General features: G+C 67.4%; 22 protein-coding genes and 2 pseudogenes. 8 read left to right on the top strand and 16 right to left on the bottom strand.

What is annotated here, in order from left to right:
* Positions 1–116 precede the first annotated feature (116 nt).
* The 5 genes and pseudogenes from G6N20_RS01435 to G6N20_RS01415 form a co-directional block, all read right to left on the bottom strand.
* On the bottom strand, positions 117–572 hold the full coding sequence (locus G6N20_RS01435; protein ID WP_083052429.1) for a GH12 family glycosyl hydrolase domain-containing protein: 456 nt from the start codon (positions 570–572) through the stop codon (positions 117–119).
* A 149-nt stretch (positions 573–721) separates the two neighbouring features.
* A pseudogene (locus tag G6N20_RS20580) lies at positions 722–1,204 on the bottom strand (cellulose binding domain-containing protein); the annotation flags it as partial.
* 88 nt (positions 1,205–1,292) lie between these two features.
* Complete coding sequence (locus tag G6N20_RS21640) at positions 1,293–1,361, bottom strand: hypothetical protein (protein WP_263992200.1); 69 nt, start codon at positions 1,359–1,361, stop codon at positions 1,293–1,295.
* A 10-nt stretch (positions 1,362–1,371) separates the two neighbouring features.
* Entirely contained in the window at positions 1,372–1,914 is a 543-nt protein-coding gene (locus G6N20_RS21635) for a PE domain-containing protein (protein WP_269474158.1), read from the bottom strand.
* A 200-nt stretch (positions 1,915–2,114) separates the two neighbouring features.
* The gene (locus G6N20_RS01415; protein WP_083052423.1) at positions 2,115–2,903 is read right to left on the bottom strand and encodes a (2Z,6E)-farnesyl diphosphate synthase; all 789 of its coding nucleotides are present in this window, start codon (positions 2,901–2,903) and stop codon (positions 2,115–2,117) included.
* A gap of 147 nt (positions 2,904–3,050) precedes the next feature.
* Between G6N20_RS01415 and trhA the strand changes: the two genes are divergently transcribed.
* Positions 3,051–3,791, top strand: coding sequence for a PAQR family membrane homeostasis protein TrhA (gene trhA, locus G6N20_RS01410; RefSeq protein WP_083052420.1), 741 nt, complete (start codon positions 3,051–3,053; stop codon positions 3,789–3,791).
* 58 nt (positions 3,792–3,849) lie between these two features.
* On the opposite strand, the gene G6N20_RS01405 is transcribed toward trhA, so the two are convergent.
* The 3 genes from G6N20_RS01405 to mca are packed head-to-tail and all read right to left on the bottom strand — an operon-like array spanning position 3,850 to position 7,011.
* Positions 3,850–5,889 (bottom strand): thioredoxin domain-containing protein, encoded by a 2,040-nt coding sequence (locus G6N20_RS01405; RefSeq protein ID WP_083052403.1) that lies wholly within the window; start codon positions 5,887–5,889, stop codon positions 3,850–3,852.
* Positions 5,876–6,142: a hypothetical protein gene (locus tag G6N20_RS01400; protein ID WP_083052400.1), complete on the bottom strand. Its 267-nt coding sequence runs from the start codon at positions 6,140–6,142 to the stop codon at positions 5,876–5,878. Before G6N20_RS01400 ends, G6N20_RS01405 begins: the two co-directional genes overlap by 14 nt.
* Positions 6,139–7,011 (bottom strand): mycothiol conjugate amidase Mca, encoded by an 873-nt coding sequence (mca, locus tag G6N20_RS01395; RefSeq protein WP_083052396.1) that lies wholly within the window; start codon positions 7,009–7,011, stop codon positions 6,139–6,141. The genes G6N20_RS01400 and mca overlap by 4 nt, the downstream gene beginning before the upstream one ends.
* Positions 7,012–7,098: 87 nt before the next feature.
* On the opposite strand from mca, the gene G6N20_RS01390 reads away from it, so the two are divergent.
* Together G6N20_RS01390 and greA are read left to right on the top strand one after the other, a co-directional pair.
* Entirely contained in the window at positions 7,099–7,533 is a 435-nt protein-coding gene (locus tag G6N20_RS01390) for a DUF4307 domain-containing protein (RefSeq protein WP_083052393.1), read from the top strand.
* A 227-nt stretch (positions 7,534–7,760) separates the two neighbouring features.
* Entirely contained in the window at positions 7,761–8,255 is a 495-nt protein-coding gene (greA, locus tag G6N20_RS01385; protein WP_083052390.1) for a transcription elongation factor GreA, read from the top strand.
* A gap of 52 nt (positions 8,256–8,307) precedes the next feature.
* Here the strand turns inward: greA and G6N20_RS01380 are convergent, their stop codons facing one another.
* From G6N20_RS01380 to G6N20_RS01365, 4 genes are all read right to left on the bottom strand, one after another.
* Positions 8,308–9,492 (bottom strand): cystathionine gamma-synthase, encoded by a 1,185-nt coding sequence (locus G6N20_RS01380; RefSeq protein ID WP_083052387.1) that lies wholly within the window; start codon positions 9,490–9,492, stop codon positions 8,308–8,310.
* 41 nt (positions 9,493–9,533) lie between these two features.
* Positions 9,534–10,241 (bottom strand): RDD family protein, encoded by a 708-nt coding sequence (locus G6N20_RS01375; protein WP_163662701.1) that lies wholly within the window; start codon positions 10,239–10,241, stop codon positions 9,534–9,536.
* Positions 10,242–10,346: 105 nt separating this feature from the next.
* Complete coding sequence (locus tag G6N20_RS01370; RefSeq protein ID WP_083051686.1) at positions 10,347–11,741, bottom strand: cystathionine beta-synthase; 1,395 nt, start codon at positions 11,739–11,741, stop codon at positions 10,347–10,349.
* 70 nt (positions 11,742–11,811) lie between these two features.
* Positions 11,812–12,879, bottom strand: coding sequence for an alpha/beta hydrolase (locus G6N20_RS01365; protein WP_083051689.1), 1,068 nt, complete (start codon positions 12,877–12,879; stop codon positions 11,812–11,814).
* Between the two features lie 242 nt (positions 12,880–13,121).
* Here G6N20_RS01365 and G6N20_RS01360 point away from each other — a divergent pair, with 242 nt between their 5' ends.
* Together G6N20_RS01360 and G6N20_RS01355 are read left to right on the top strand one after the other, a co-directional pair.
* Complete coding sequence (locus G6N20_RS01360) at positions 13,122–14,057, top strand: SGNH/GDSL hydrolase family protein (RefSeq protein ID WP_142272189.1); 936 nt, start codon at positions 13,122–13,124, stop codon at positions 14,055–14,057.
* A gap of 77 nt (positions 14,058–14,134) precedes the next feature.
* Positions 14,135–15,352, top strand: a complete 1,218-nt coding sequence (locus G6N20_RS01355; protein ID WP_083051680.1) for an acetyl-CoA C-acetyltransferase — start codon at positions 14,135–14,137, stop codon at positions 15,350–15,352.
* A gap of 51 nt (positions 15,353–15,403) precedes the next feature.
* Here the strand turns inward: G6N20_RS01355 and G6N20_RS20570 are convergent.
* Positions 15,404–16,256: pseudogene (locus tag G6N20_RS20570) on the bottom strand (hypothetical protein).
* Between the two features lie 103 nt (positions 16,257–16,359).
* Positions 16,360–17,199, bottom strand: coding sequence for a Bax inhibitor-1/YccA family protein (locus tag G6N20_RS01340; RefSeq protein WP_083051677.1), 840 nt, complete (start codon positions 17,197–17,199; stop codon positions 16,360–16,362).
* A gap of 201 nt (positions 17,200–17,400) precedes the next feature.
* On the opposite strand from G6N20_RS01340, the gene G6N20_RS01335 reads away from it, so the two are divergent.
* From G6N20_RS01335 to G6N20_RS01325, 3 genes are read left to right on the top strand one after another with little or no spacing between them, the layout of a single operon-like run.
* Positions 17,401–18,438 carry an enoyl-CoA hydratase/isomerase family protein gene (locus G6N20_RS01335; RefSeq protein WP_083051674.1) on the top strand — a complete coding sequence of 346 codons (1,038 nt, stop codon included), beginning with the start codon at positions 17,401–17,403 and terminating at the stop codon, positions 18,436–18,438.
* 11 nt (positions 18,439–18,449) lie between these two features.
* On the top strand, positions 18,450–19,223 hold the full coding sequence (locus tag G6N20_RS01330; protein WP_083051671.1) for an enoyl-CoA hydratase: 774 nt from the start codon (positions 18,450–18,452) through the stop codon (positions 19,221–19,223).
* Positions 19,220–20,989 (top strand): alpha/beta hydrolase, encoded by a 1,770-nt coding sequence (locus G6N20_RS01325; RefSeq protein WP_083051668.1) that lies wholly within the window; start codon positions 19,220–19,222, stop codon positions 20,987–20,989. The genes G6N20_RS01330 and G6N20_RS01325 overlap by 4 nt, the downstream gene beginning before the upstream one ends.
* On the opposite strand, the gene G6N20_RS01320 is transcribed toward G6N20_RS01325, so the two are convergent.
* Together G6N20_RS01320 and G6N20_RS01315 are read right to left on the bottom strand one after the other, a co-directional pair.
* The gene (locus tag G6N20_RS01320) at positions 20,978–21,373 is read right to left on the bottom strand and encodes a rhodanese-like domain-containing protein (protein WP_083051665.1); all 396 of its coding nucleotides are present in this window, start codon (positions 21,371–21,373) and stop codon (positions 20,978–20,980) included. The genes G6N20_RS01325 and G6N20_RS01320 overlap by 12 nt on opposite strands.
* Positions 21,370–21,912: a cupin domain-containing protein gene (locus G6N20_RS01315; protein ID WP_083051662.1), complete on the bottom strand. Its 543-nt coding sequence runs from the start codon at positions 21,910–21,912 to the stop codon at positions 21,370–21,372. Before G6N20_RS01315 ends, G6N20_RS01320 begins: the two co-directional genes overlap by 4 nt.
* Between the last annotated feature and the right edge of the window lie 40 nt (positions 21,913–21,952).

Here is a 21,952-nt window from a genome sequence, read left to right as displayed (position 1 = left end):
GCGATGCCGGGCAGTGTGGTCGGTGTCTGCGCGCAGAGACCAGCCCGCCGGGGCTTGATGGAAATGTGGACAGCGGCCATGTGCCGTCGGCGATGGCGCAGGCCGTGCGGCGGTCCTTAGTCGATGTTGGCGGGGAACGAATCGACCCCTAGGCCCACGCCGCCGCTCCACGGCTCGAAGCCGGCTTGGATGCTCGTCAGGTACCACGAGTCGGTGATCGGCTCCATGGTGGCGGTGTGGTCGACGAAATCCATCACGTCAAAGCTCCACACCTCCATCGGCGAGGCCGCGACGCAGGACATCACGTTGTTCTGTCCGTTGCTGCCATCCCACACCACAACGGTGCGCCCGCCGACGGTGGCGTTGCCGACCGGGGAACCCACCGGCTGGATGGGGCCCTGGTGGTTGATCCAGATCATGATCTCCTGCTGGTTGACGCCGGTCGTCTTGGGCGTGGAATCCAGCCAGATGTCGTAGGAGGCATTCCAGATACCGATGCTGGGATAGGCGTAATCGATGCTGGTGGTAGCGCTTTGGATCTGCCCCAATCGCAGCGGCAGCGTGGTGCCCACAACCCAACGGGGCGCCGTCGGTGGGCCGAGCCGTTGATCGATGTGAGGGTGAAGCCGGTTTGGCTGACGTTGATGGTCTGCCCGGCGGGGCTGATCCATGCGTTGTTCTGCACCAGGTAACCACCGGTGACCGTCGTCGTCCCGAACTGGGTGGAGATCACCGTTCCACCGGTCGGGGCGGGAGTCGTGGCCGGCGGAGTCGTTGGGGGCGGGGTCGTGGGGGTCTGGTCGACGGTGATGGGTTGACCGTTGATCAGCAGATTGGTCGGCGCCGAGTAGCCGCCGGTTTGCGCTGCCTGATACCCGACGGTGATCGAATCCCCAGGTGCGATGGTGCCGTTGTAGCTCGCCGGGGTCAGGGTGTATCGGGAGCCCGTCTGGGCAAGTTGGGCGCTCCGCGCATTGGTGATGGATGCATTCGCGGGCAGATCGAATTGCAGCTGCCAGTTGGTCATCGGAGTCGAGCCCGAATTGGTGATCGTGTAATTGGCGACGTAGCCGCCCTCCCACTGCGAGGGCGTCGTGTAGGTCGCCGTCAGCCCGGTACCAATGGGGGGCGGTGTCGTGGGTGGCGGGGTGGTCTCGGGCGGCGTCGTTGGAGGCCGGCCACCGGTGACCGGTTGCCCGTTCACCAGCACATCCGTCGGGGTCGAATACTGGCCGGTCTGCGCGGCCTGGAAGCCAACCGTGATCGAATCCCCGCGTGCAATCGTGGCGTTGCTACTCCTGTGGAGTCAGCGTGTATTGCGTGCCCGACTGGCCAAGTTGAGCGCTCCACGCATTGGTGATGGACGCGTTTTCATGCAGAGTGAATTGCAGCTGCCAAATCGGTCATCGGCGCCGTGCCCGAATTGGTGATCGTGTAATTCGCCACATAGCCGCTATCCCACTGTGACGCCACCGCATACGTCGCCGCTATCCCGTTGCTGCCGCCGTTGCCTGGCAGCTGATCGGTGGCGGCACCGACAGCGCCCGGCGCCTGCCGCGCGATGCTCTGCAATCGTGACGCATTGGCGGCTTCGGCGCCGGCGAACGACTCCGCACCCACCGTCAAGGTGTGCACGAACCGGGTGTGAAAGGCCGCCACCCGTGCGCTGAGGGCTTGATATTCCTCGGCGTCGGCGCTGAACAATCCAGCGATGGCCACCGATACTTCGTCGGCGCCGGCGGCCAGCACTCCCGTTGTCGCGGCTGCTGCCGCGGCGTTGGCGGCACCGACCGCCGACCCGATCCCAGCGATATCCGTTGCCGCCGCGGCCAACGCCGCTGGTATGGCAAACACATAGGACACGCGCACGAATTGATCACTGCCTGGCCGCATGGACTCCAGCACGGTGGGCATGTGCGATGTGCCCGGCCACCCGCGACAACCGTGGCTGTCGCGCTGAGGCGGGCACTTTGCATGTCGGCAGTACCGGGTACACGTGGGGCAGATGAGGAAGCTGCGACGCCTGGAGCAAGCCCGTCAGCACGCCGACACCCCGGCGAACTTAGGACCGCGGTTCGCAAGCCCGATCGGAAGCGGGAATCCCGCCGTCGGGTTTACCCGCCGTACCGGCGATGCCGCAGGCTGTAGTCGCGCAGCGCGCGCAGAAAATCGACGTGGCGAAACGCCGGCCAGTACGCCTCGGTGAACCACATCTCCGAGTAGGCGCTTTGCCACAGCAGAAAGCCCGACAGCCGCTGCTCCCCCGACGTGCGGATCACCAGGTCTGGGTCGGGTTGCCCTGAGGTGTACAGGTTTTCGGAAATGCCCTCGATGGTCACCGCGTCGATGAGCTCCTCGGCGGTGGCGCCGTTGGCGAGTTCCTTGCTCAACAACGCCCGCACCGCGTCGACGATCTCCCGGCGTCCGCCGTAGGCCACCGCGACGTTGACATGAAACGAGGCAACCTCCGGCGTGGATTCCACCGCACCGCGCAGCCGGCGGGCCGGCTCCTCACCCAGCAGCTCCAGATCGCCGACGGTGCGCACACTCCAGCGGTTGGCCGGCGCGCAGATCTCCTCGACGACATCGGTGATGATCTCGATCAGCGCGGCAAGCTCGTCGGGATCGCGGCGCAGGTTTTCGGTGGACAGCAGGTAGACGGTGGTCATTTCGATGCCGGCTTCTTGGCACCACCGCAGCATTTCGGCGATCTTGGCCGCACCCATCCGGTAGCCGAAGCTGACGTCGTCGTATCCTGCGCTGCGCGCCCAGCGCCGGTTCCCATCGCACAGCACCGCGATGTGCCGGGGCAGGTCGGATTTCGAGGCGGCCAGACCCTGCCGCAGGCGCAGCTCGTAGAGCCGATACAGCGGTTGCTTGAGCCGCGCCGGGATGATCTCCACGACTGTCCACACTACTGTGATCGACACCAAAATCCGGCCCGCATTTTGTGACAGCCACACGCCACGTCCGACGCCGTGACGGACACCGGCGCTACTGTTGTGAGCGGCAGCTGCCACCGGCAATCACAGCACGAGGCAACGGGAGAGATGACCAGCCAAGCCAGCACGGTCACCAAACCAGAGCCCGAATCGCACGGGCACACTCCGTCGGATGCCGCCCACCAGCTCGTCGAAGGCGTGGCCCGGGTGCTGACCAAGCCACGCTTTCGCGGTTGGATCCACGTCTACTCCGCCGGCGCCGCGGTGTTCGCGGGTGCGTCCCTGGTCGCGGTGTCCTGGGCGCTGGGTTCCACCAAGGCCGGCCTGGCGACGCTGGCCTATACCGCTGCCACCATCCTGATGTTCACCGTCAGCGCGACCTATCACCGGGTGAACTGGCGATCGCAGACGGCCCACAAATGGATGAAGCGGGCCGATCACTCGATGATCTTCGTGTTCATCGCCGGCAGCTACACCCCGTTCGCGCTGCTGGCGCTGCCGGGCCACGACGGGCACGTGGTGCTGTCGATCGTGTGGGGCGGCGCACTGGCCGGCACCCTGCTGAAGATGTGCTGGCCCTCGGCGCCACCCTGGGTGGGCGTGCCGCTCTACCTGCTGCTGGGCTGGGTGGCGGTGTGGTACACCGCGGCGATCCTGCACAACGCCGGGGTGACCGCGATGGTGCTGCTATTCGTCGGCGGCGCGTTGTACAGCATCGGCGGCATTCTCTACGCGCTGCGTTGGCCCGACCCATGGCCGACCACGTTCGGCTTTCACGAGTTCTTTCACGCCTGCACCGCGGTCGCCGCGATCTGCCACTACATCGCGATGTGGTTCGTGGTGTTCTAGACCACCGGCCGCGAGAGTGAATTCTGCGACGCGACACGCCGAGAATCCGTCGTGGATTTCACTTTCGACGTCCATCTGCGCCCAGAGCCGCCGTGAGTTCCGATGTCGTGGTCACCGGCAGGTCACAGACCCGTCCCCGGCACACATAGGCGGCGTCGGCGCCGCCCACCCGGTCGCGACCGGTCAGCAGCGCCGACGAGTCCATCGCGCCGCCGACGACGATCGCCCCGCCGGGTGCCAGCCGGCGCGCGTCGGCCAGCAGCGCCGAGCGCGACGGGTCGCACGCGACGGCGATCTGCAGCGGTCCGCGCACCGCCGCCTCGGCGACCGACAGCCAATGCCCGGCCGAACGCGGCGCCCGAGCCAGCAGCACCGCATGCGCGCGCAGGGTGTCGGCGGCCGCCCGCAGATATCGGTCGGCGCGGCCACCGTCCACCAGCTGCGCGGCCGTCAACAGCGCCTCGGCAATCGCGGACGCTCCCGACGGCGTCGCCCCGTCGAGCGGATCGGACGGCCGCAGCACCAGCTGTTCGGCGTCGTCGGCGGTGTCAAACCAACGGCCGGGGCGCTGCGGGTCGCCGAAGTGCGCCAGCGCGGAGTCCAGCAACTCGGTGGCCGCCGTCAGCCACGCGGCGTCGGAGGTCAGCTGGTAGAGCGTCAACAGCCCGGTGGCCAGCATCGCGTAATCCTCCAAGACGGCGGCGCCGTCGCCGACCACACCGCCCAGGCTGGCCCGGCGCAGCCGACCGTCGACCACGTGCATGCCCAGCAGCGTGGTCGCACAGCGCCGCGCGGCGTGGGCCAGCTCGGGATCGCCCAAGGCCACACTGGCCTCGGCCAGCGCGGTGATCGCCAGCCCGTTCCAGGACGTGACGACCTTGTCGTCGCGTTCGGGCTGGACGCGGGCCAGGCGGGCGGCCAGCAACTCGGCGCGGATCCGCTCCAGCCGTTGCGGGTCGTCGGGGTCGCTGGGCAACCGCAGCACCGATGTCCCGTGTTCGAAGGTGCCGGACTCGGTGACCCCGAAAACCTCTGCCGCCCAACGGCCGTCGTCAACGCCGAGCACCTCGGTCAGCTGTGCCGGCGTCCACACATAGGTCGAACCTTCGCGGCCGTCGGCGTCGGCGTCCAGCGACGAGGTGAACACGGCGGCTGGTACTTTGCTGCCCAGCTCGGACAGCAGAAAACGCGCCGTCTGCGTGGCGACCCGGCGGGCCAACCGATCCCCGGTCCGCCGGGCCCAGTGCGCGTAGGCGCGCAACAACAGCGCGTTGTCGTACAGCATTTTCTCGAAATGCGGTACCACCCAAGCGCTGTCGACGCTGTAGCGGGCGAAGCCGCCGGCGAGTTGGTCGTAGATGCCACCCCGGGCCATCGCGTCGCCGGTGCGCGACACCGCCTGCAGGGCCGCCGCCGACCCCGTGCGCTCGTAGTGCCGCAACAACGCTTCCAGCAGCGCCGACGGCGGGAATTTGGGTGCGATGCCGAAGCCGCCGTGGGCCGCATCCTGCTCGCGCAGCACCGCCGCGACGGCGTGGTCACACAGCTCCGGCGCGACATCGGGACCGCTCCCCGGCGGCCCCGGCAGCGCCGACGCCATCGAGCGCAACTCCCCAGCGATGTGGCCGGCGGCCTGCTCCACCTCACCGCGGCGTTGCCGCCAGGCCGCGGAGACGGCCGAAAGCAGTTGCAGGAAAGCCTCTTTGGGATAGTAGGTGCCGCAGAAGAACGGCCGGCCGTCGGGGGTGAGGAAGCACGTCATCGGCCAGCCGCCCTGGCCGGTGAGCGCGACGGTGGCGTTCATGTAGACCGCGTCGATGTCCGGCCGTTCCTCGCGGTCCACCTTGATGCAGACGAAGCCCGCGTTCATCGCCGCGGCCACCTCGTGGTCCTCGAACGACTCGTGGGCCATGACGTGACACCAGTGGCACGCCGCATAGCCGACCGACAGCAGGATCGGCACGTCGCGCGTGGCCGCCGCCGCCAGCGCCTGCGGCGTCCACTGCTGCCAGTGCACCGGGTTGTCGGCGTGCTGGCGCAGATACGGGCTGGTGGCCTGCGCGAGGGTGTTGGTGCCCGACGGGTCAGGCGGGCTCATCGGGGGGTTCCGGTGGTCGGGCCGACCCGTCGCGGTCGGTGCCCTCGTCGGCTGCCTGGTCGAGTTCGGGGTTGTCGCGGTCGAACGACTTGGGGACCTTCTTGAGTTGGCGGTTCATCGACCGCAGCAGAAACAACGTGGCGATCACCAACAGCACGACAACCAGCAGGCCCAGCGGGCTGGCCTTGCCGAACTCGGGCCCGGGGTTGCCCGGTGCACCGTCTGCAATCACGGTGAGCAGAAAGGGGTTCATCGGTCCGGCTCGATCCCGGCGAACAGCTCGGTCTCTGGCAGATGCGCGGGCACGCGGGAGCGCGCCAACTCGAATTCCTCGGTCGGCCACAGCTCCTGCTGCCAGGACAGCGGGGCGGCGAAGAACTCCGCGTTCGGGTCGATCTGGGTGGCGTGCGCCCGCAGCGCATCGTCACGTTGGGCGAAGTACGCCGAGCACTCCACCCGGGTGGTCACCCGGTTGGCGTACGGGTCGTGGTCGGGATGCCAGTGTTCGAGCCATTTGCCGAACGGCCCCTCCTGCCCGCGCCTGACGAACTCGTCCTGCAGCATCTGCACCCGTTCCCGCAGGAAGCCGTGGATGTAGTACAGCTTGGACACCGTCCACGGCGCACCGGCATCGGGGAAGCGGCGGTAGTCGCCGGCCGCCTCGAACGCGGCGACCGAAACCTGGTGGCAGCGAATGTGATCGGGATGCGGATAGCCGCCGTTTTCATCGTAGGTGGTCATCACGTGCGGGCGGAACTCGCGGACCACGCGCACCAGCGCCTCGGTGGCCTCCTCCAGCGGCACCATTGCGAAGCACCCTTCGGGCAGCGGCGGAGGCGGGTCACCCTGGGGCAGGCCGGAGTCGACGAAGCCCAGCCAAGTGTGCTCGACACCGAGGATCTCGGCCGCCTTCGCCATCTCGTCGCGGCGGATTTCGGCGATGTGACGATGCACGTCGGGCAGGTCCATCGCCGGGTTGAGGATCTCGCCGCGTTCCCCGCCGGTGAGCGTCACCACCAGCACGCGATGACCCTCGTCGGCGTAGCGGGCGAGGGTGGCCGCTCCCTTGCTGGACTCGTCGTCGGGGTGGGCGTGCACCGCCATCAACCGCAGTTCGCTCACGTGCCCCCTTGTCGGTTCGCTCGTCGACCCCGAGCCTATTCGGGTCCCTATAATTGCAGTTCTTCGACGCCTCACAAGCACCCAGGCATGAGCCCAGCGCCCGTTTCCCGTCCCGAAGCCCGTTACGGGCACGAACGGCTGTCCCGCCCAGCACGGCGCCGTCTGGCCATTGTCCTTGGGGTATTGGTCGTCGCCGCCGGCCTCGCCGTCGCCGTCAACGGCTACCAGCGGATCGCCACCAGCGCCGTCACCGGGACGCTTACCGGCTATCGACTGATCGACGACGAGACGGCGTCGGTGACCATCGGCGTGACCCGCTCCGACCCGTCGCGGCCGGTGGCCTGCATCGTGCGGGCCCGGGCCGCCGACGGCAGCGAGGCCGGCCGACGGGAGGTGCTGGTCGTGCCGGCCAACCAGCACACGGTGGCGGTGACGACCACGGTGAAGGCCAGCAAGCCGCCGGCGATGGCCGATGTATATGGTTGCGGCACAGCGGTGCCCGCGTATCTACGCCCGCCGTGACCCGGCGACGACGGCCGAACTGCGCAGATGGCAGTCACCAACCGTTAGCGCGGTGGTAACATCGACATATGCACGGTCCTGCTGGGGGACCGTGTATTGCTGCTTTAGCGGCCGTCAGCAGCACGGCAGCAGTGGGTTGGGGACCCGCATTACCCGGAAGAGCGGGATCACAAACTTACGCGATTGCGCGGAACGACGACACAAGACGACACAAGGAGCGCGACGAGATGGCGGATACTCACGTGACCTGGTTGACCCAGGAGTCACATGACCGGTTGAAGGCCGAGCTCGACCAGCTGATCGCGAATCGTCCGATCATCGCCGCGGAGATCAACGACCGCCGCGAGGAGGGCGACCTGCGGGAGAACGGCGGGTACCACGCCGCCCGCGAGGAGCAGGGCCACCAGGAGGCCCGCATCCGCCAGCTGCAGGATCTGCTCAACAACGCCAAGGTCGGCGAAGCGCCCGAGCAGTCGGGGGTGGCCCTGCCCGGTTCGGTGGTGACGGTCTACTACAACGGCGACGAGTCCGACAGCGAGACGTTCCTCATCGCCACCCGCCAGGAGGCCGTCAGCGACGGCAAGCTGGAGGTGTACTCGCCCAATTCCCCGCTGGGCCGCGCGTTGATTGACGCCAAGGTCGGCGAGACCCGCAGCTACACCGTGCCCAACGGCAGCACCGTTTCCGTCACCCTGGTCAGCGCGGAGCCCTACCGCCCCTAGCCCCGCGCGAGCAGACGTGAAAGCCCCCGACACGCCGTGCGTGCGGGGGCTTTCACGTCTGCTCGCCAAGCTGGGCCAGGGCCTGCTCGATGTCGCCGAGCAGGTCGGCGACATCCTCGATACCGACCGAGAGCCGCACCAGGTCGTCGGGCACCTCTAACCGTGAGCCGACCGTCGACGCGTGCGTCATGGTGCCGGGATGTTCGATCAGCGACTCCACCCCACCCAGCGATTCGGCCAGGATGAAGACCTTGGTGTTGGCACACAGATCCATGGCGGCTTGCCGACCGGCCCGCATCCGCAGCGAGACCATGCCGCCGAACCCGCGCATCTGCCGCGCGGCGATCTCGTGGCCGCGATGCGCCGGCAGGCCCGGATACAGCACCGCGCTCACCGCCGGATGCCCGGCCAGGAATTCGGCTACGGCAGCGGCGTTTTCGCTGTGCCGCTGCATCCGCAGCACCAACGTCTTCAGGCCGCGCAGGGTCAGGTAGGCGTCGAACGGGCCCGGCACCGCCCCGGTCCCGTTCTGCAGGAAGGCGAAAGCCCGGTCCAGCGCCTCGTCATTGGTGACCAATGCCCCGCCCACCACGTCGGAGTGCCCGCCGATGTACTTGGTGGTCGAGTGCAGCACCACGTCGGCGCCCAGCGTCAACGGCTGCTGCAGCGCGGGCGAGGCAAAGGTGTTGTCCACCAATACCTTTACCGAGCTGTCGGCGGCCAGAGCAGCGATGGCCGCGATGTCGGCGATGGACAGCAGCGGGTTGGTCGGGGTCTCCACCCAGATCAGCCGGGTGCGCGCGGTGATCGCGGCCCGCACCGCGTCCAGGTCCGCCAGCGCCACCGGCGTGTAGTCGACACCCCAGTGGGTGAACACCTTGTCGATCAACCGGAAGGTGCCGCCGTAGGCGTCGTCGGGAATGACCACATGATCGCCGGGCCGCAACATCGCCCGCAGGGCACAGTCGGCGGCGGCCATCCCGGAACTGAACGCGCGCCCGAACGTGCCCGCCTCGACGGCCGCCAGCGCGGCCTCCAACGCGGCCCGGGTGGGATTGCCGGTGCGGGCGTATTCGAAGCCGCCGCGCAGCCCGCCGACACCGTCTTGAGCAAACGTGCTGCTGGCATAGATCGGGGTGTTGACGGCCCCGGTGGCCGGGTCCGGACGGGAGCCGGCGTGGATGGCCGTGGTGGCCAGCCCGGTGAACGGGTGCCGCCGCGCGGCGTCTTCGCTCATCGATGGTCAGCCCATCCGCGGTGGCGCCCCGGCTTTCCGCGTCAGATCGGCAGGCACACCGTCGTCATGATCTTGTCCGCCAGGGTTTGCCGTTTGCGGTCCCACAGCGGAAACAGGAAACCGATGTAGCAGATGATCGCGTCCACAACGTGCGCGAGCTGGCGGACAACCGACATCCCGAAACCCAGTGGCTGCCCGGTCGTCTCGCTGACCACCTTGAACTTCATCACCGACTTCCCGATGCTCGATCCGGTGGTGCCCTGGCGGTAACCGTAGTCCCAGACCAGGTAGGCCAACCCCACCAGATACAGCAACCATTGCGCCAGCTGGCCGATCATCGAGGGCCCGGAGACGCAGTACTGGCCGACCTCGTATTGCCCGACGTTGGTGACACACGACGACGTCTGGGTGACCAGCATGATTACCCAGCCGATGCCGATGATGACGAGGTAGGGCGCCAGGTCGATGAGCGCCGCCAGCACGCGGGTGAACCACGGCGTGTAGGACTCCGTCGGCATGTCACGGATCGCCGGCCCCGGCGGCGGCGGCGCGTAGCCCCCGGCCGACGGTGGTGCCGGCGGGTAGGAGCCGCCGGGTGGCGGCGGGGGCGGCGGCGGGTACGAGCCCGACGGTGGCGGCGGGTAGGACCCGCCGGGTGGGGGCGGGTACGAGCCGGAGGGTGGCTCATTCCCCTCCGATGGCGGCGGGGGAGGTGGGGGGTAGGACCCGCCGGGCGGCTGATCGGACATGGGCAACCTTCCACTCGGGATTAGCTGACTAGGACTAGGCCGCATTACAGTACCTGAGGCCCCAGCGCGCCCAACGGCCGGGCGAGACCTGCGTCACAGTTGGCGTCAGCGGCGCGGCGATCCCTCCGACACAAAGCCCAGCAAGTCGTACCGGGTAATCACCCCGATCGGTTTGCCCTCCTCCACCACCATCAACGCGTCCCAGTCCCGCAATGCCTTACCCGCGGCGCTGACCAATTCCCCGGCGCCGATCATCGGCAACGGCGGGCTCATGTGCTCCGAGACGGCGTCGGCCAGGTTGGCTCGACCCTCGAAAACGGCCGAAAGCAGCTCGCGTTCCGAGACGCTTCCGGCAACCTCGCCCGCCATCACCGGCGGCTCGGCACCCACCACCGGCATCTGTGACACCCCGTACTCGCGCAGAATCCCGATGGCGTCGCGCACCGTCTCGGATGGATGGGTGTGCACTAAATCCGGCAGCGCGCCGGATTTGCGGCGCAACACGTCGCCAACTGTGGCCTGCTCGGTCGACCCGTCGAGGCGGCGGCGCAGGAAGCCGTACGACGACATCCACGCGTCGTTGAAGATCTTCGACATGTAGCCGCGGCCGCCGTCCGGCAGCAGAACGACGACCAGCGCATCCGGCCCGGCTTCCTCGGCGACCTTCAGCGCGGCCACCACCGCCATCCCGCAGGACCCGCCGACCAGCAGCGCCTCTTCCCGGGCCAGCCGCCGGGTCATGTCGAACGAGTCGGAGTCCGACACCGCGATGATCTCGTCGGGCACCGACGGGTCGTAGGCGGCGGGCCAGAAATCCTCACCGACCCCCTCGACCAGATAGGGCCGGCCGGTGCCGCCCGAATACACCGACCCCTCCGGGTCGGCGCCGATGATGCGCACCCGACCGCCCGACACCTCCTTGAGGTAGCGGCCGGCGCCGGTGATGGTGCCGCCGGTGCCGATGCCCGCCACGAAATGGGTGACCTTGCCGTCGGTGTCGGCCCAGATCTCGGGGCCGGTGGTCTCGTAGTGGCTGGCCGGTCCGGCCGGGTTGGCGTACTGGTCGGGTTTCCAGGCGCCGTCGATCTCTGCGACCAACCGGTCGGAGACGCTGTAGTAGCTGTCCGGATCCTCGGGTGGCACCGCCGTCGGGCACACCACCACCTCGGCGCCGTAGGCGATCAGCACGTTACGTTTGTCTTCGCTGACCTTGTCCGGGCAGACGAAGATGCATTTGTAGCCGCGGTGTTGGGCGACCAGGGCCAGGCCGACTCCGGTGTTGCCCGAGGTGGGTTCGACGATGGTGCCGCCCGGTTTCAGGTGCCCGCTGGCCTCGGCGGCCTCGATCATCTTCACCGCGATCCGGTCCTTGGAGCTGCCACCGGGGTTGAGGTATTCGACCTTTGCGGCCACGATTCCGGCCCCCTCGGGGACGACCGAGTTCAGCCGAACCAGGGGCGTGCCGCCGATGAGGTCGCTGATGTGCCGCGCAATCCGCATGCCTTCATCGTCTCAGGGGATTTCGGGCCGCGCACATGCGCGCACCTGCGCTATGGCGTCGCAGCCCACGCTAGCCGGTGGCCTCGCGGATGTACTCCCCGATTTGGCGCAGCGAACGGATCGCCTCGGGCACCATCGGCGCGGCGACCTGAAAGTCGTGCAGCTGCCCCGGCCAGACGCGAACCTCCGCCGGCACGCCGACGGCCGCCAACTTGCGAGCCGCCAACTGCGCGTCGTGCAGCAACACCTCGGATCCGGACACGTGAATCAGCGTCCGCGGCAGGCCCGGCTTGATATGCTCTAAAGGTTCGTAAACCTCTTCGGGTTTGCCGTCTACCGTGTTCTTAGCGGCCGCGCTAGCAACTAACACATCAAGCGCGTCGAATGCCTTTGACGGAAACATGGCATCGGTCTTGATATTGGGATGAGCCTGCTTTCCCTTCTTTGCCAGCTGCAGCAGTGGCGAGATCGCCACCAGGGCCGCCGGTTCCTCGCCCTCGTCCTGTAGCCGCTGCGCCAGCGCCAGCGCCAGATACCCGCCCGCGGAATCGCCCGCCAGCACGATCTGCTCCGGGTCGTATCCCAACAGCCTCAACCACCGATACCCGTCGTGGCTGTCGTCGAGTGCCATGCCGATGGAGTGCTTGGGCAGCAGCCGATAGTTGACCACCAGTACGGGTGCGTCAGCGAACTTCGAGAGCAGTTCGACCAGTCGGCCATGCGAGTTTGCTCCGCAGGTGAGAAACGCGCCTCCGTGCAGATAGAGAACCACCCGTCGAGTGCCGTCCGCGGGCAGTACACCCGCCGCCCGGACCAGTTGTGCCGACGCGTTAGGCAGGCTCACCTCGGCTCGAACGGTGCTCGTCGCCGGGAGCAACACCCTGGCGGCATGGTCGATGAGACCCCACGGCCAGGGCAGCCGAGGAACATAGCTACCGACAGCCAAAACCGGCCGGACCGTCACCCGTGACGCCAGCGTAGCTAATCGCGCAGGGATGCTGGGACCAGACTCGACGACCTCGACGGGAGCGCCGTCGCTGATCGCAAACCTGCGTGCTTCAAGTCTACGTGCCTTCAACACGTCGCGCGGACGAATGACGACTCTGGGTGAGCCGGATACCTTACTGGGTGCGGTCATGCCCAACACTTCCTACGCCGTTGTAGTCCGATACAGCATGCAACGAAGCGGTTGAGCGTCCGGTTCACCTGCTCGCCGAAGCGTTCAGCCAACCTCGCGAACTTAGCTTGACAGCTGTTTTCCGTTACAACATTCACCGAGTCTGATTCGATACCACATTTGATCCACACCGTAACGGATTTGTTCGTCAGCTACCCACGAAATCGGCACAATCGTCCTAAAATGATGGCGTGGGCATACGCGTGCCGCGGCGTTCGACTATCGCTTTGGCCACTGCGGGTGCACTCGCCTCGACGGGCACGGCCTATCTGGGTGCACGAAACCTGCTAGTCGGCCAGGCCATGCACGCGCGCACCGTGATTCCCAAACTGTCGGACGCGTCGCCGCGCGCCGACGGCGTCTACACCCAAGGCGGCGGGCCCGTGCAACGGTGGCGGCGCGGGGTGCATTTCGACCTGCACCTGATGATGTTCGGTGACTCGACGGCGACCGGGTACGGCTGCAGCAGTGCCGAGCAAGTGCCGGGTGTGCTGATCGCGCGCGGACTCGCGGAGGAGACCGGGATGCGGGTCCGGCTGAGCACCAAGGCGATCGTGGGGGCCACATCGAAAGGCGTGTGCGGTCAGGTCGATGCCATGTTTGTGGCCGGCCCGCCCCCGGACGCGGCGGTGATCATGATCGGCGCCAACGACATCACGGCGGGAAACGGTATCGGTCCGTCCGCCGCGCGGCTGGGCTCGGTGGTGCGTAGGTTGCGTGCCAGTGGCGCGGCGGTGGTCGTCGGCACCTGCCCGGATCTGGGCGTGATCACCGCCATCCCGCAACCGCTGCGCTTCCTGGCGCACACCCGTGGTGTCCGGCTGGCCCGTGCCCAGGCCGCGGTGGTTGCGGCCGCCGGTGGTGTGCCGGTGCCGTTGGGTCATCTGCTGGCCCCCAAGTTCCGGGAGATGCCTGAGGTGATGTTCTCCGCCGACCGCTACCACCCGTCGGCAGCCGCGTACGCGTTGGCCGCCGATGAGCTGCTGGTCGCCCTGCGCGACGCGCTGGGCGAAAGGCTCGGCAGCCCAACGGCTCGGCCGCGGTCACGATCCCGCACGCCGGCAAACGGTCGCGCCGACATGATCACGCAGCGTTGGCCACGTCCCGCCACACCCGTCGCGGTACCGGCCGGTGGTTAGCGACTAGATTGGTCTGGGTCTAGTCCCCACCGGGGTGGGTGGGAGTAGCGCGCAGGGACCCCAATGGAGGAGCCGTCATGCCAGAAGCCATCATCGTCGCAACCGCCCGCTCACCCATCGGCCGCGCCACGAAAGGGTCGCTGGTCAGCATGCGGCCCGACGACCTGGCCGCCCAGATGGTGCGCGCCGCACTCGACAAGGTGCCCGCGCTCAACCCACACCAGATCGACGATCTGATCATGGGCTGCGGCCTGCCGGGTGGTGAGTCCGGCTTCAACATCGCCCGCGTCGTCGCGGTCGCACTGGGCTATGACTTCCTGCCGGGCACCACTGTGAACCGGTACTGCTCGTCGTCCCTGCAGACCACCCGGATGGCATTTCATGCGATCAAGGCCGGGGAGGGTGACGCCTTCATCTCGGCGGGCGTGGAGACGGTGTCCCGCTTCGTTAAGGGCAACTCCGATTCCTGGCCGGACACCAAGAACCCGCTGTTCGACGAGGCTCAGGAACGCTCAGCCGCCGCGGCTGCAGGCACCGACGAGTGGCACGATCCCCGCGCCGACGGCAAGCTGCCCGATGTCTACATCGCGATGGGCCAGACCGCGGAGAACGTCGCCATCCTCACCGGCATCACCCGCGAAGAGCAGGACCGCTGGGGTGTGCGCAGCCAGAACCGGGCCGAAGAGGCGATCAAGAGCGGATTCTTCGAGCGCGAGATCACCCCAATCACCCTTCCCGACGGCACGATGGTGAGCGCCGACGACGGCCCCAGGCCGGGAACCACCTACGAGAAGGTCAGCGAGCTCAAACCGGTGTTCCGCCCCAATGGCACGGTGACCGCCGGCAATGCCTGCCCGCTCAACGACGGCGCGGCCGCGCTGGTGATCACCAGCGACAGAAAGGCGAAGGAGCTGGGCTTAACACCGCTGGCGCGCATTGTGTCCACCGGGGTTAGCGGCCTATCCCCGGAGATCATGGGCTTGGGCCCGATCGAGGCCTCCAAGAAGGCTTTAGCGAACGCCGGCATGTCGATCAGTGACATCGACCTGTTCGAGATCAACGAGGCGTTCGCGGTGCAGGTGCTGGGCTCGGCCTACGAGCTGGGCATCGACGAGGACAAGCTCAACGTCTCCGGCGGAGCGATCGCCCTAGGGCATCCATTCGGCATGACCGGCGCGCGCATCGCCACGACGCTGATCAACAACCTGCAGACCTATGACAAGACGTTCGGCCTGGAAACCATGTGTGTCGGCGGCGGACAAGGCATGGCGATGATCCTGGAGCGCCTGCGTTGACTCTGCGCCCACCACGCAAAAGTGCGAGTAGACCGCCTGGTGGACGCAGAGTCAACGCCACGCCTGCCGAACCCTGCGGATGATGTCTGGCTCTCGGTGTCCTGCCAGCACCCTGATGTGGGTCCAGCCGACCCGCTGGATGTACTCCAGGCGTTCGATGTCTTTCACGAACTGATCGCGGCTGACCCGATGTTGCTCGCCGTCGTATTCGACGGCGAGCATGATGTCCTCCCACCCATGTCGAGGAAGTAGCGCGGATAGCCGTCAACACCCAGCACTGGGATCTGGGTCTTCGGCCTTTGGAAGCCGGCGTTGATCAGTAATAGCCGCAGCCAGGTCTCCTTCGGTGACTGCACACCTGGGTCGATGAGATCCAGCGCCTAATCCAGTTGACGCAGCCCTCGAGTGTGCGGGTGCTTATCCGCCAGCTCGACAACATCGTTGATCTTGAAGCCGGTGGCATTAGCAGGCGCGTCCAGCTTTGCCACCGCCTTGCCTAGGGGGTGCCTAGGGGTGGACGCCGGCCTAGGTCGAAGGCCGTGCGCTCAATGGTCGTCACAGGGAGGCGGTCGAGGCGCTGGACTTCACAATCAAGCAGCAATTCATCCCTCGTCTTCACCCCTTTGAGCGCCCTGGCGTTGCGCCAGATCAACTCCACCGGTGCCTGCTCATCGACCCATTTCGCGCCCCACAGCGCTGCCGCCGAGGCCCCGGCGATCACCCCGTTTCGGCCCGACCACAGCCAGGCAGCGTAAATGCGTTGTCGCAAAGAGGGCTTCAGCCGCTTGTCCAGGTAGACGTTGGGCATGATCGCGAGGTAGTACTTGCCCAGCTCATGCCAGCTGACAAGGCCGGCCGCTAACGCCTCGCTGCCGATGAACGGCTGCTTTCCCCACTCCGGCATGCGGGCATGCTGTCAGCACCCACGACAGGGCCGTTGACTCTGCGCCCACCGGGCGAAAGCTCGAGGAGCCCGCTTCGTGGACGCAGAGTCGACGCGAAAGGAGCTAATCGTTTTGCAGATAACTGAGCAGACGCAGGATCTCGATGTACAGCCAGACCAACGTCACGGTCAAGCCTAAGGCGATACCCCAGGCGGCCTTCTCCGGGGCGCCCGCGCGAATCATCTGGTCAGCCGCGTCGAAGTCGATCAGGAAGCTGAACGCCGCGATGCCGATGCACACTAGGGAGAAGATGATGCCTAGAGGGCCGGCGCTGCGCAAGCCCAAGCCTTCACCGCCGCCAACATTGAACATCGCTAGCACAAAGTTGCCCAGCATCAGCACCAGCACGCCGAACATGGCGGCGATCAGCATCCGGGTGAACTTCGGCGTCACCCTGATCGCGCCGGTCTTGTAGACGACCAGCATGCCGAAGAACACGCCGAGCGTGCCTAGCACCGCCTCCCCGATGAGCATTCCCGCGTTGGCGGAGCCCACCGAGAAGTTCGCCAGCACGAACGAGATGGCACCCAGGAACAAGCCCTCGAGCGCGGCGTAGGTGAGCACGATCAATGGGTTGTCCTGTTTGCGGCCGAGCGTCGCGATCAGCACCAGCGCTAAGCCGCCGAACGCGCCCACTAGGGTCAACGGCATCGCCAGTGCGAGGTTGCCTGCGACCAGGAAGTAGGAGACCACCGCGCTGGCCGTCAGCATGGCCAGCGTTAAGCCGGTCTTGGTGACGACGTCGTCGATGGTCAGCGGACGGGAGACCTTCGTCTCCCGGTAGGGCGTGTAGGGATCGGCAAGATATCCCGGCTGCATCTGGGCGGTGCCAGTGCCGAACTGCGCGTATCCGCCCCGCTGCTTAGGAAGCGAACGAAATACCGGGTTGCTTGTCTCCCGCACCGTCGGATCCCCTCTCATGGCTCATGGCTACAGCTTCACGCTGTGCGAACACCCGCTCAACGATCGGTGGCCCGCCCAGGTTCCCATTTCCGGATACCGCTCAACCTTAGCCCCGAAGGCATCACTGAGCGAGCCACGATCTAGATTGCAGGTCAAACTCATGGGCCGCTGACGAATTTCCGGCAGAGGGGAGGCTAGCGCTTGACAGGGGAATCCGACGAGGTCCTGACAGACGTCGACGATGGCGTCGGCTTCCTAACACTGAACCGCCCCCAAGCGATCAACTCGCTGAACCAAACGATGGTGGACCGGCTCAGCGCCGTCCTTTCCGAGTGGGAACGCGACGACGCGGTGCACACAGTGGTGCTCTCCGGAGCCGGGGAACGCGGCTTGTGCGCCGGCGGTGATGTGGTAGTGGTCTATCACAGCGCCCGCAGGGACGGGGTCGAAGCGCGCCGGTTCTGGCGCCACGAGTATCTGCTCAATGGCCAGATCGGCCGGTTCGCCAAGCCGTACGTGGCGTTGATGGACGGCATCGTGATGGGCGGTGGCGTCGGCGTCAGCGCACACGCGAACACCCGGGTGGTGACCGACACCTCCAAGGTCGCGATGCCCGAGGTCGGCATCGGGTTCATCCCCGACGTCGGTGGGGCGTATCTGCTGTCCCGTGCGCCCGGGGCGCTGGGGCTACATGCCGCGCTGACCGGAGCCCCGTTCTCCGGCGCCGACGCCATCGCGCTGGGCTTCGCCGACCATTACGTCCCACACGATCGACTCGACGCGTTCACCGCCGCGATCGCCGCCGACGGCCTCGAGCGCGCGCTGGCCCAGCACGCCATCGAACCGCCGCCGAGCGAGCTTGCCGCACAACGTGAATGGATCGACGAGTGCTACTCGGGCGAGACCATGGCCGATATCGTCGCCGCGCTGCGCGCGCATCACGCCGGACCGGCCAACGACGCCGCCAAGCTCATCGCCAGCCGCTCCCCGATCGCGCTGTCGGTGACGTTGGAGGCGGTGCGGCGCGCCGCCAAACTGCACACCCTGGAGGACGTGCTGATCCAGGACTATCGGGTGTCGTCGGCGTCGCTGCGCTCCCACGACTTAGTGGAGGGCATCCGCGCGCAACTGATCGACAAGGACCGCAACCCGACATGGTCGCCGGCGACCATCGACGAGATCAGCGCGGCCGACGTCGCAGCCTACTTCGCGCCGGTCGATGACGACCTGAGTTTCTAGAAAGGCAACACATGGGGTATGAAACCATCCTGGTCGAGCGCGAGCAGCGGGTCGGCATCATCACACTGAACCGGCCGCAGGCACTGAACGCGCTCAACAGCCAGGTGATGACCGAAGTCACCAGCGCGGCAACCGAACTGGACAACGATCCGGATATCGGGGCGATCATCATCACCGGATCGGCCAAGGCGTTCGCCGCCGGCGCCGACATCAAGGAAATGGCCGGCCTGACGTTCGCCGACGCGTTCGGCGCGGACTTCTTCGCCGGTTGGGGCGAACTGGCCGCCGTGCGCACCCCGACGATCGCCGCGGTGGCCGGGCACGCCCTCGGCGGGGGCTGCGAGCTGGCGATGATGTGCGACCTGGTGATCGCCGCCGACACGGCCAAGTTCGGCCAGCCGGAGATCAAGCTGGGCGTGCTGCCGGGTATGGGCGGCTCGCAGCGCCTGACGAGGGCGATCGGCAAGGCCAAGGCGATGGACCTGATCCTGACCGGGCGCACCATCGACGCGGCCGAGGCCGAACGAAGCGGACTGGTGTCGCGGGTGGTGCCGGCTGACGACCTGCTGACCGAGGCCAAAGCCGTCGCCGCCACCATTGCGCAGATGTCGCGGTCGGCGGCGAGGATGGCCAAGGAGGCGGTCAACCGGGCCTTCGAATCCCCCCTGTCTGAAGGACTGCTCTACGAGCGCCGGCTGTTCCATTCGACGTTCGCCACCGACGACCAGTCCGAGGGAATGGCGGCGTTCATCGAGAAACGCCCTCCCAAGTTCACCCACCGATGAGCGAACTCGGCACCGCGAAAGCCACCGACGAACCGGCGGCCGCCACCGAATCCGCTGACGTCGAAGCCGAAACCACTAGACCCCGTCCGGTCCGCGGCCAGTGGTGGGTTCGCCACTATACCTTCACCGGCACCGCGGTCGGCCTGGCTTTCCTGTGGCTGTCGATGACGCCCTCGCTGCTGCCGCGCGGCCCGCTGTACCAGGGAATCATCAGCGGCATTTCCGGGGCCATCGGCTACGGCCTGGGCGTCTTCGCCGTGTGGCTGGTCCGATATATGCGGACGCGGGATTCCAGCCCCCCGCCGCCACGCTGGGCGTGGCTGCCGCTGATCGCCGTAGGCGCGGTCGGCATGGTCGGCATGGGGGTCTGGTTCCACGTCTGGCAAGACGACGTGCGCAACCTGATGGGCGTCGAGCACCTGGAATGGTACGACTACCCGTGGGCCGCGGCGGTGTCGCTCGTGGTGCTGTTCACGTTGGTCGAAATCGGTCAGTTCATCCGCTGGTTGTTCAGGTTCCTGGTGGCGCAGGTCGATCGGATCGCGCCGTTTCGGGTCTCGGCGACCATCGTGCTGATCCTGCTGGTGACACTGTCGATCACGGTGCTCAACGGTGTGGTGCTCAAGTTCGCCATGCGTTCGATGAACGGCACCTTCGCCGCGGTCAACAACGAGATGGATCCCGACACCGCGCCGCCGAAAACGCCGCTGCGCTCCGGTGGCCCGCAATCACTGGTCTCGTGGGAGTCGTTGGGTCATCAGGGCCGGATCTTTGTCGAGGGCGGGCCCAGCCGCGCCCAGCTCACCGCGTTCAACGAAGCCCCGGCCATCGAGCCGATCCGCGCCTACGCCGGGTTGAACTCGGCCAACGGCATCACCGCGACCGCCGACCTGGCGGCCCGCGAGCTGCAGCGCGCGGGCGGCCTACAGCGCGCCGTCGTCGCGGTGGCCACCACCACCGGCACCGGCTGGATCAACGAGGCCGAAGCCTCGGCGCTGGAGTACATGTACAACGGCAACACCGCGATCGTGAGCATGCAGTATTCGTTTCTGCCCAGCTGGCTGTCGTTCTTGGTGGACAAGGAGAACGCCCGCCATGCCGGCCAGGCGCTGTTCGAGGCGGTCGACAAGCTGATCCGGCAGATGCCGGAATTCAAGCGCCCCAAGCTCGTGGTGTTCGGCGAGAGTCTGGGTTCGTTCGGCGGCGAGGCGCCGTTCATGAACCTCAACAACATCCTTGCCCGCACCGACGGCGCGTTGTTCAGCGGACCGACGTTCAACAACACCGTGTGGAAGGACCTGACCTCCGCCCGCGATCCCGGTTCGCCGGAGTGGCTGCCGATCTACGACGACGGTCACAACGTCCGGTTCGCCGCCCGCCCCGAGGATTTGCAGCGCCCCGACGCGCACTGGGGCAGGCCGCGGGTGGTGTATTTGCAGCACGCCTCCGACCCGATCGCCTGGTGGACACCGGATCTGCTGTTCAAGGAACCGGACTGGCTGCGTGAAAAGCGGGGCTATGACGTGCTGCCGCAAACGCGCTGGATCCCGGTCGTGACGTTCCTGCAGGTCTCCGCCGACATGGCGGTGGCCGTCGATGTGCCGGACGGGCACGGTCACCGCTACGTCGCCAACGTGGCCGACGGCTGGGCCGCGGTCTTGTCGCCGCCGGGCTGGACACCGGAGAAGACCGAGCGGCTGCGGCCGCTGTTGCACGCCAACGCCAAGCCGCTGGGATCGCCGGGGAGCAGCGGCTCAGCCGGCTAGCAGTTGGCTCAACTCGGCCAGCGCGCCGGCGGCGGCCAGCGCGTGATAGCCGCCGACGACGTCGGTGGCCCGGTGCAGACCCAAGTCCAGCAGCGCCGCCACCGCCAGGCTCGAGGTGTAGCCCTGCGAACACAGGATCACCCACTCGACGTCGTCGCCGACGGCCTGCGGCAGCTTGGCGTCGCTGGTCGGGTCGCAGCGCCATTCCAGCACGTTGCGTTCGATCACCAGGGCGCCGGGCACCTCGCCCTCTGCGGCGCGCTGGGCCTGCGGCCGGATGTCGACCAGCACCGCGCCCCGCCGCACCGCCTCGGCCACAAGGTCGGCCGGCAGGCGGGCATATCGGGCGCGGGCGGCGTCCAGGACCTGCTCGATTCGGCTCATTCCGGCCGTTCGGGTTGGTCGGTCAACTCGGTGCGCCGCCGCCGCAGGGTGTTGTGCTCGGTGATCTCGTAGTAGGACATGGCGGTCAGCGGCGGCGAGTACGCGTGCACGCTCAGGGTCGGCGGCGGGGCACTTGCGACCGGTTCCGCAGCCGGGGCGGGCCTTGGCGCCCAGACCACATCGTGCACCCAGCCCAGCGGGAACCCGGCCTGATCGCCGGCGTCGAGCCGACGGCGCCGCAACCGCCGGCCGTCCCAGCGGTATTCGTTGAGCGACCCGGAGAGCACCGTCAGCGCTCCCAGCGAGCCGCCGTGGTCGTGCAGCTCGGTCGGCCGGCCGGGGACCCAGCTGATCAGCCAGATGTCCAGCTCGTCGTCACCGTGGATGCGGGTGAACCAGCGCTCGGTTGCCGGGACACCGCCGGGGGGCAGCAGGTGGTCGCACCGTCCGCTGAGCACGTCGTCGGCGGCTTGGTCGGTGGCGTGCAGCAGATCGGGCACCCGAAGTCGGGTGGGTCCCGAGGAAATCGGCATGGCCATGGAAGAACTCCAATGAGGGGAACGAACGGGGCAAGCGGCG

Source organism: Mycobacterium shinjukuense (genome assembly GCF_010730055.1).
Taxonomy (GTDB): domain Bacteria; phylum Actinomycetota; class Actinomycetes; order Mycobacteriales; family Mycobacteriaceae; genus Mycobacterium; species Mycobacterium shinjukuense.
The sequence above is the reverse complement of the archived record's forward strand: the minus strand, read 5'-3'. Positions and strand labels throughout refer to the sequence as shown.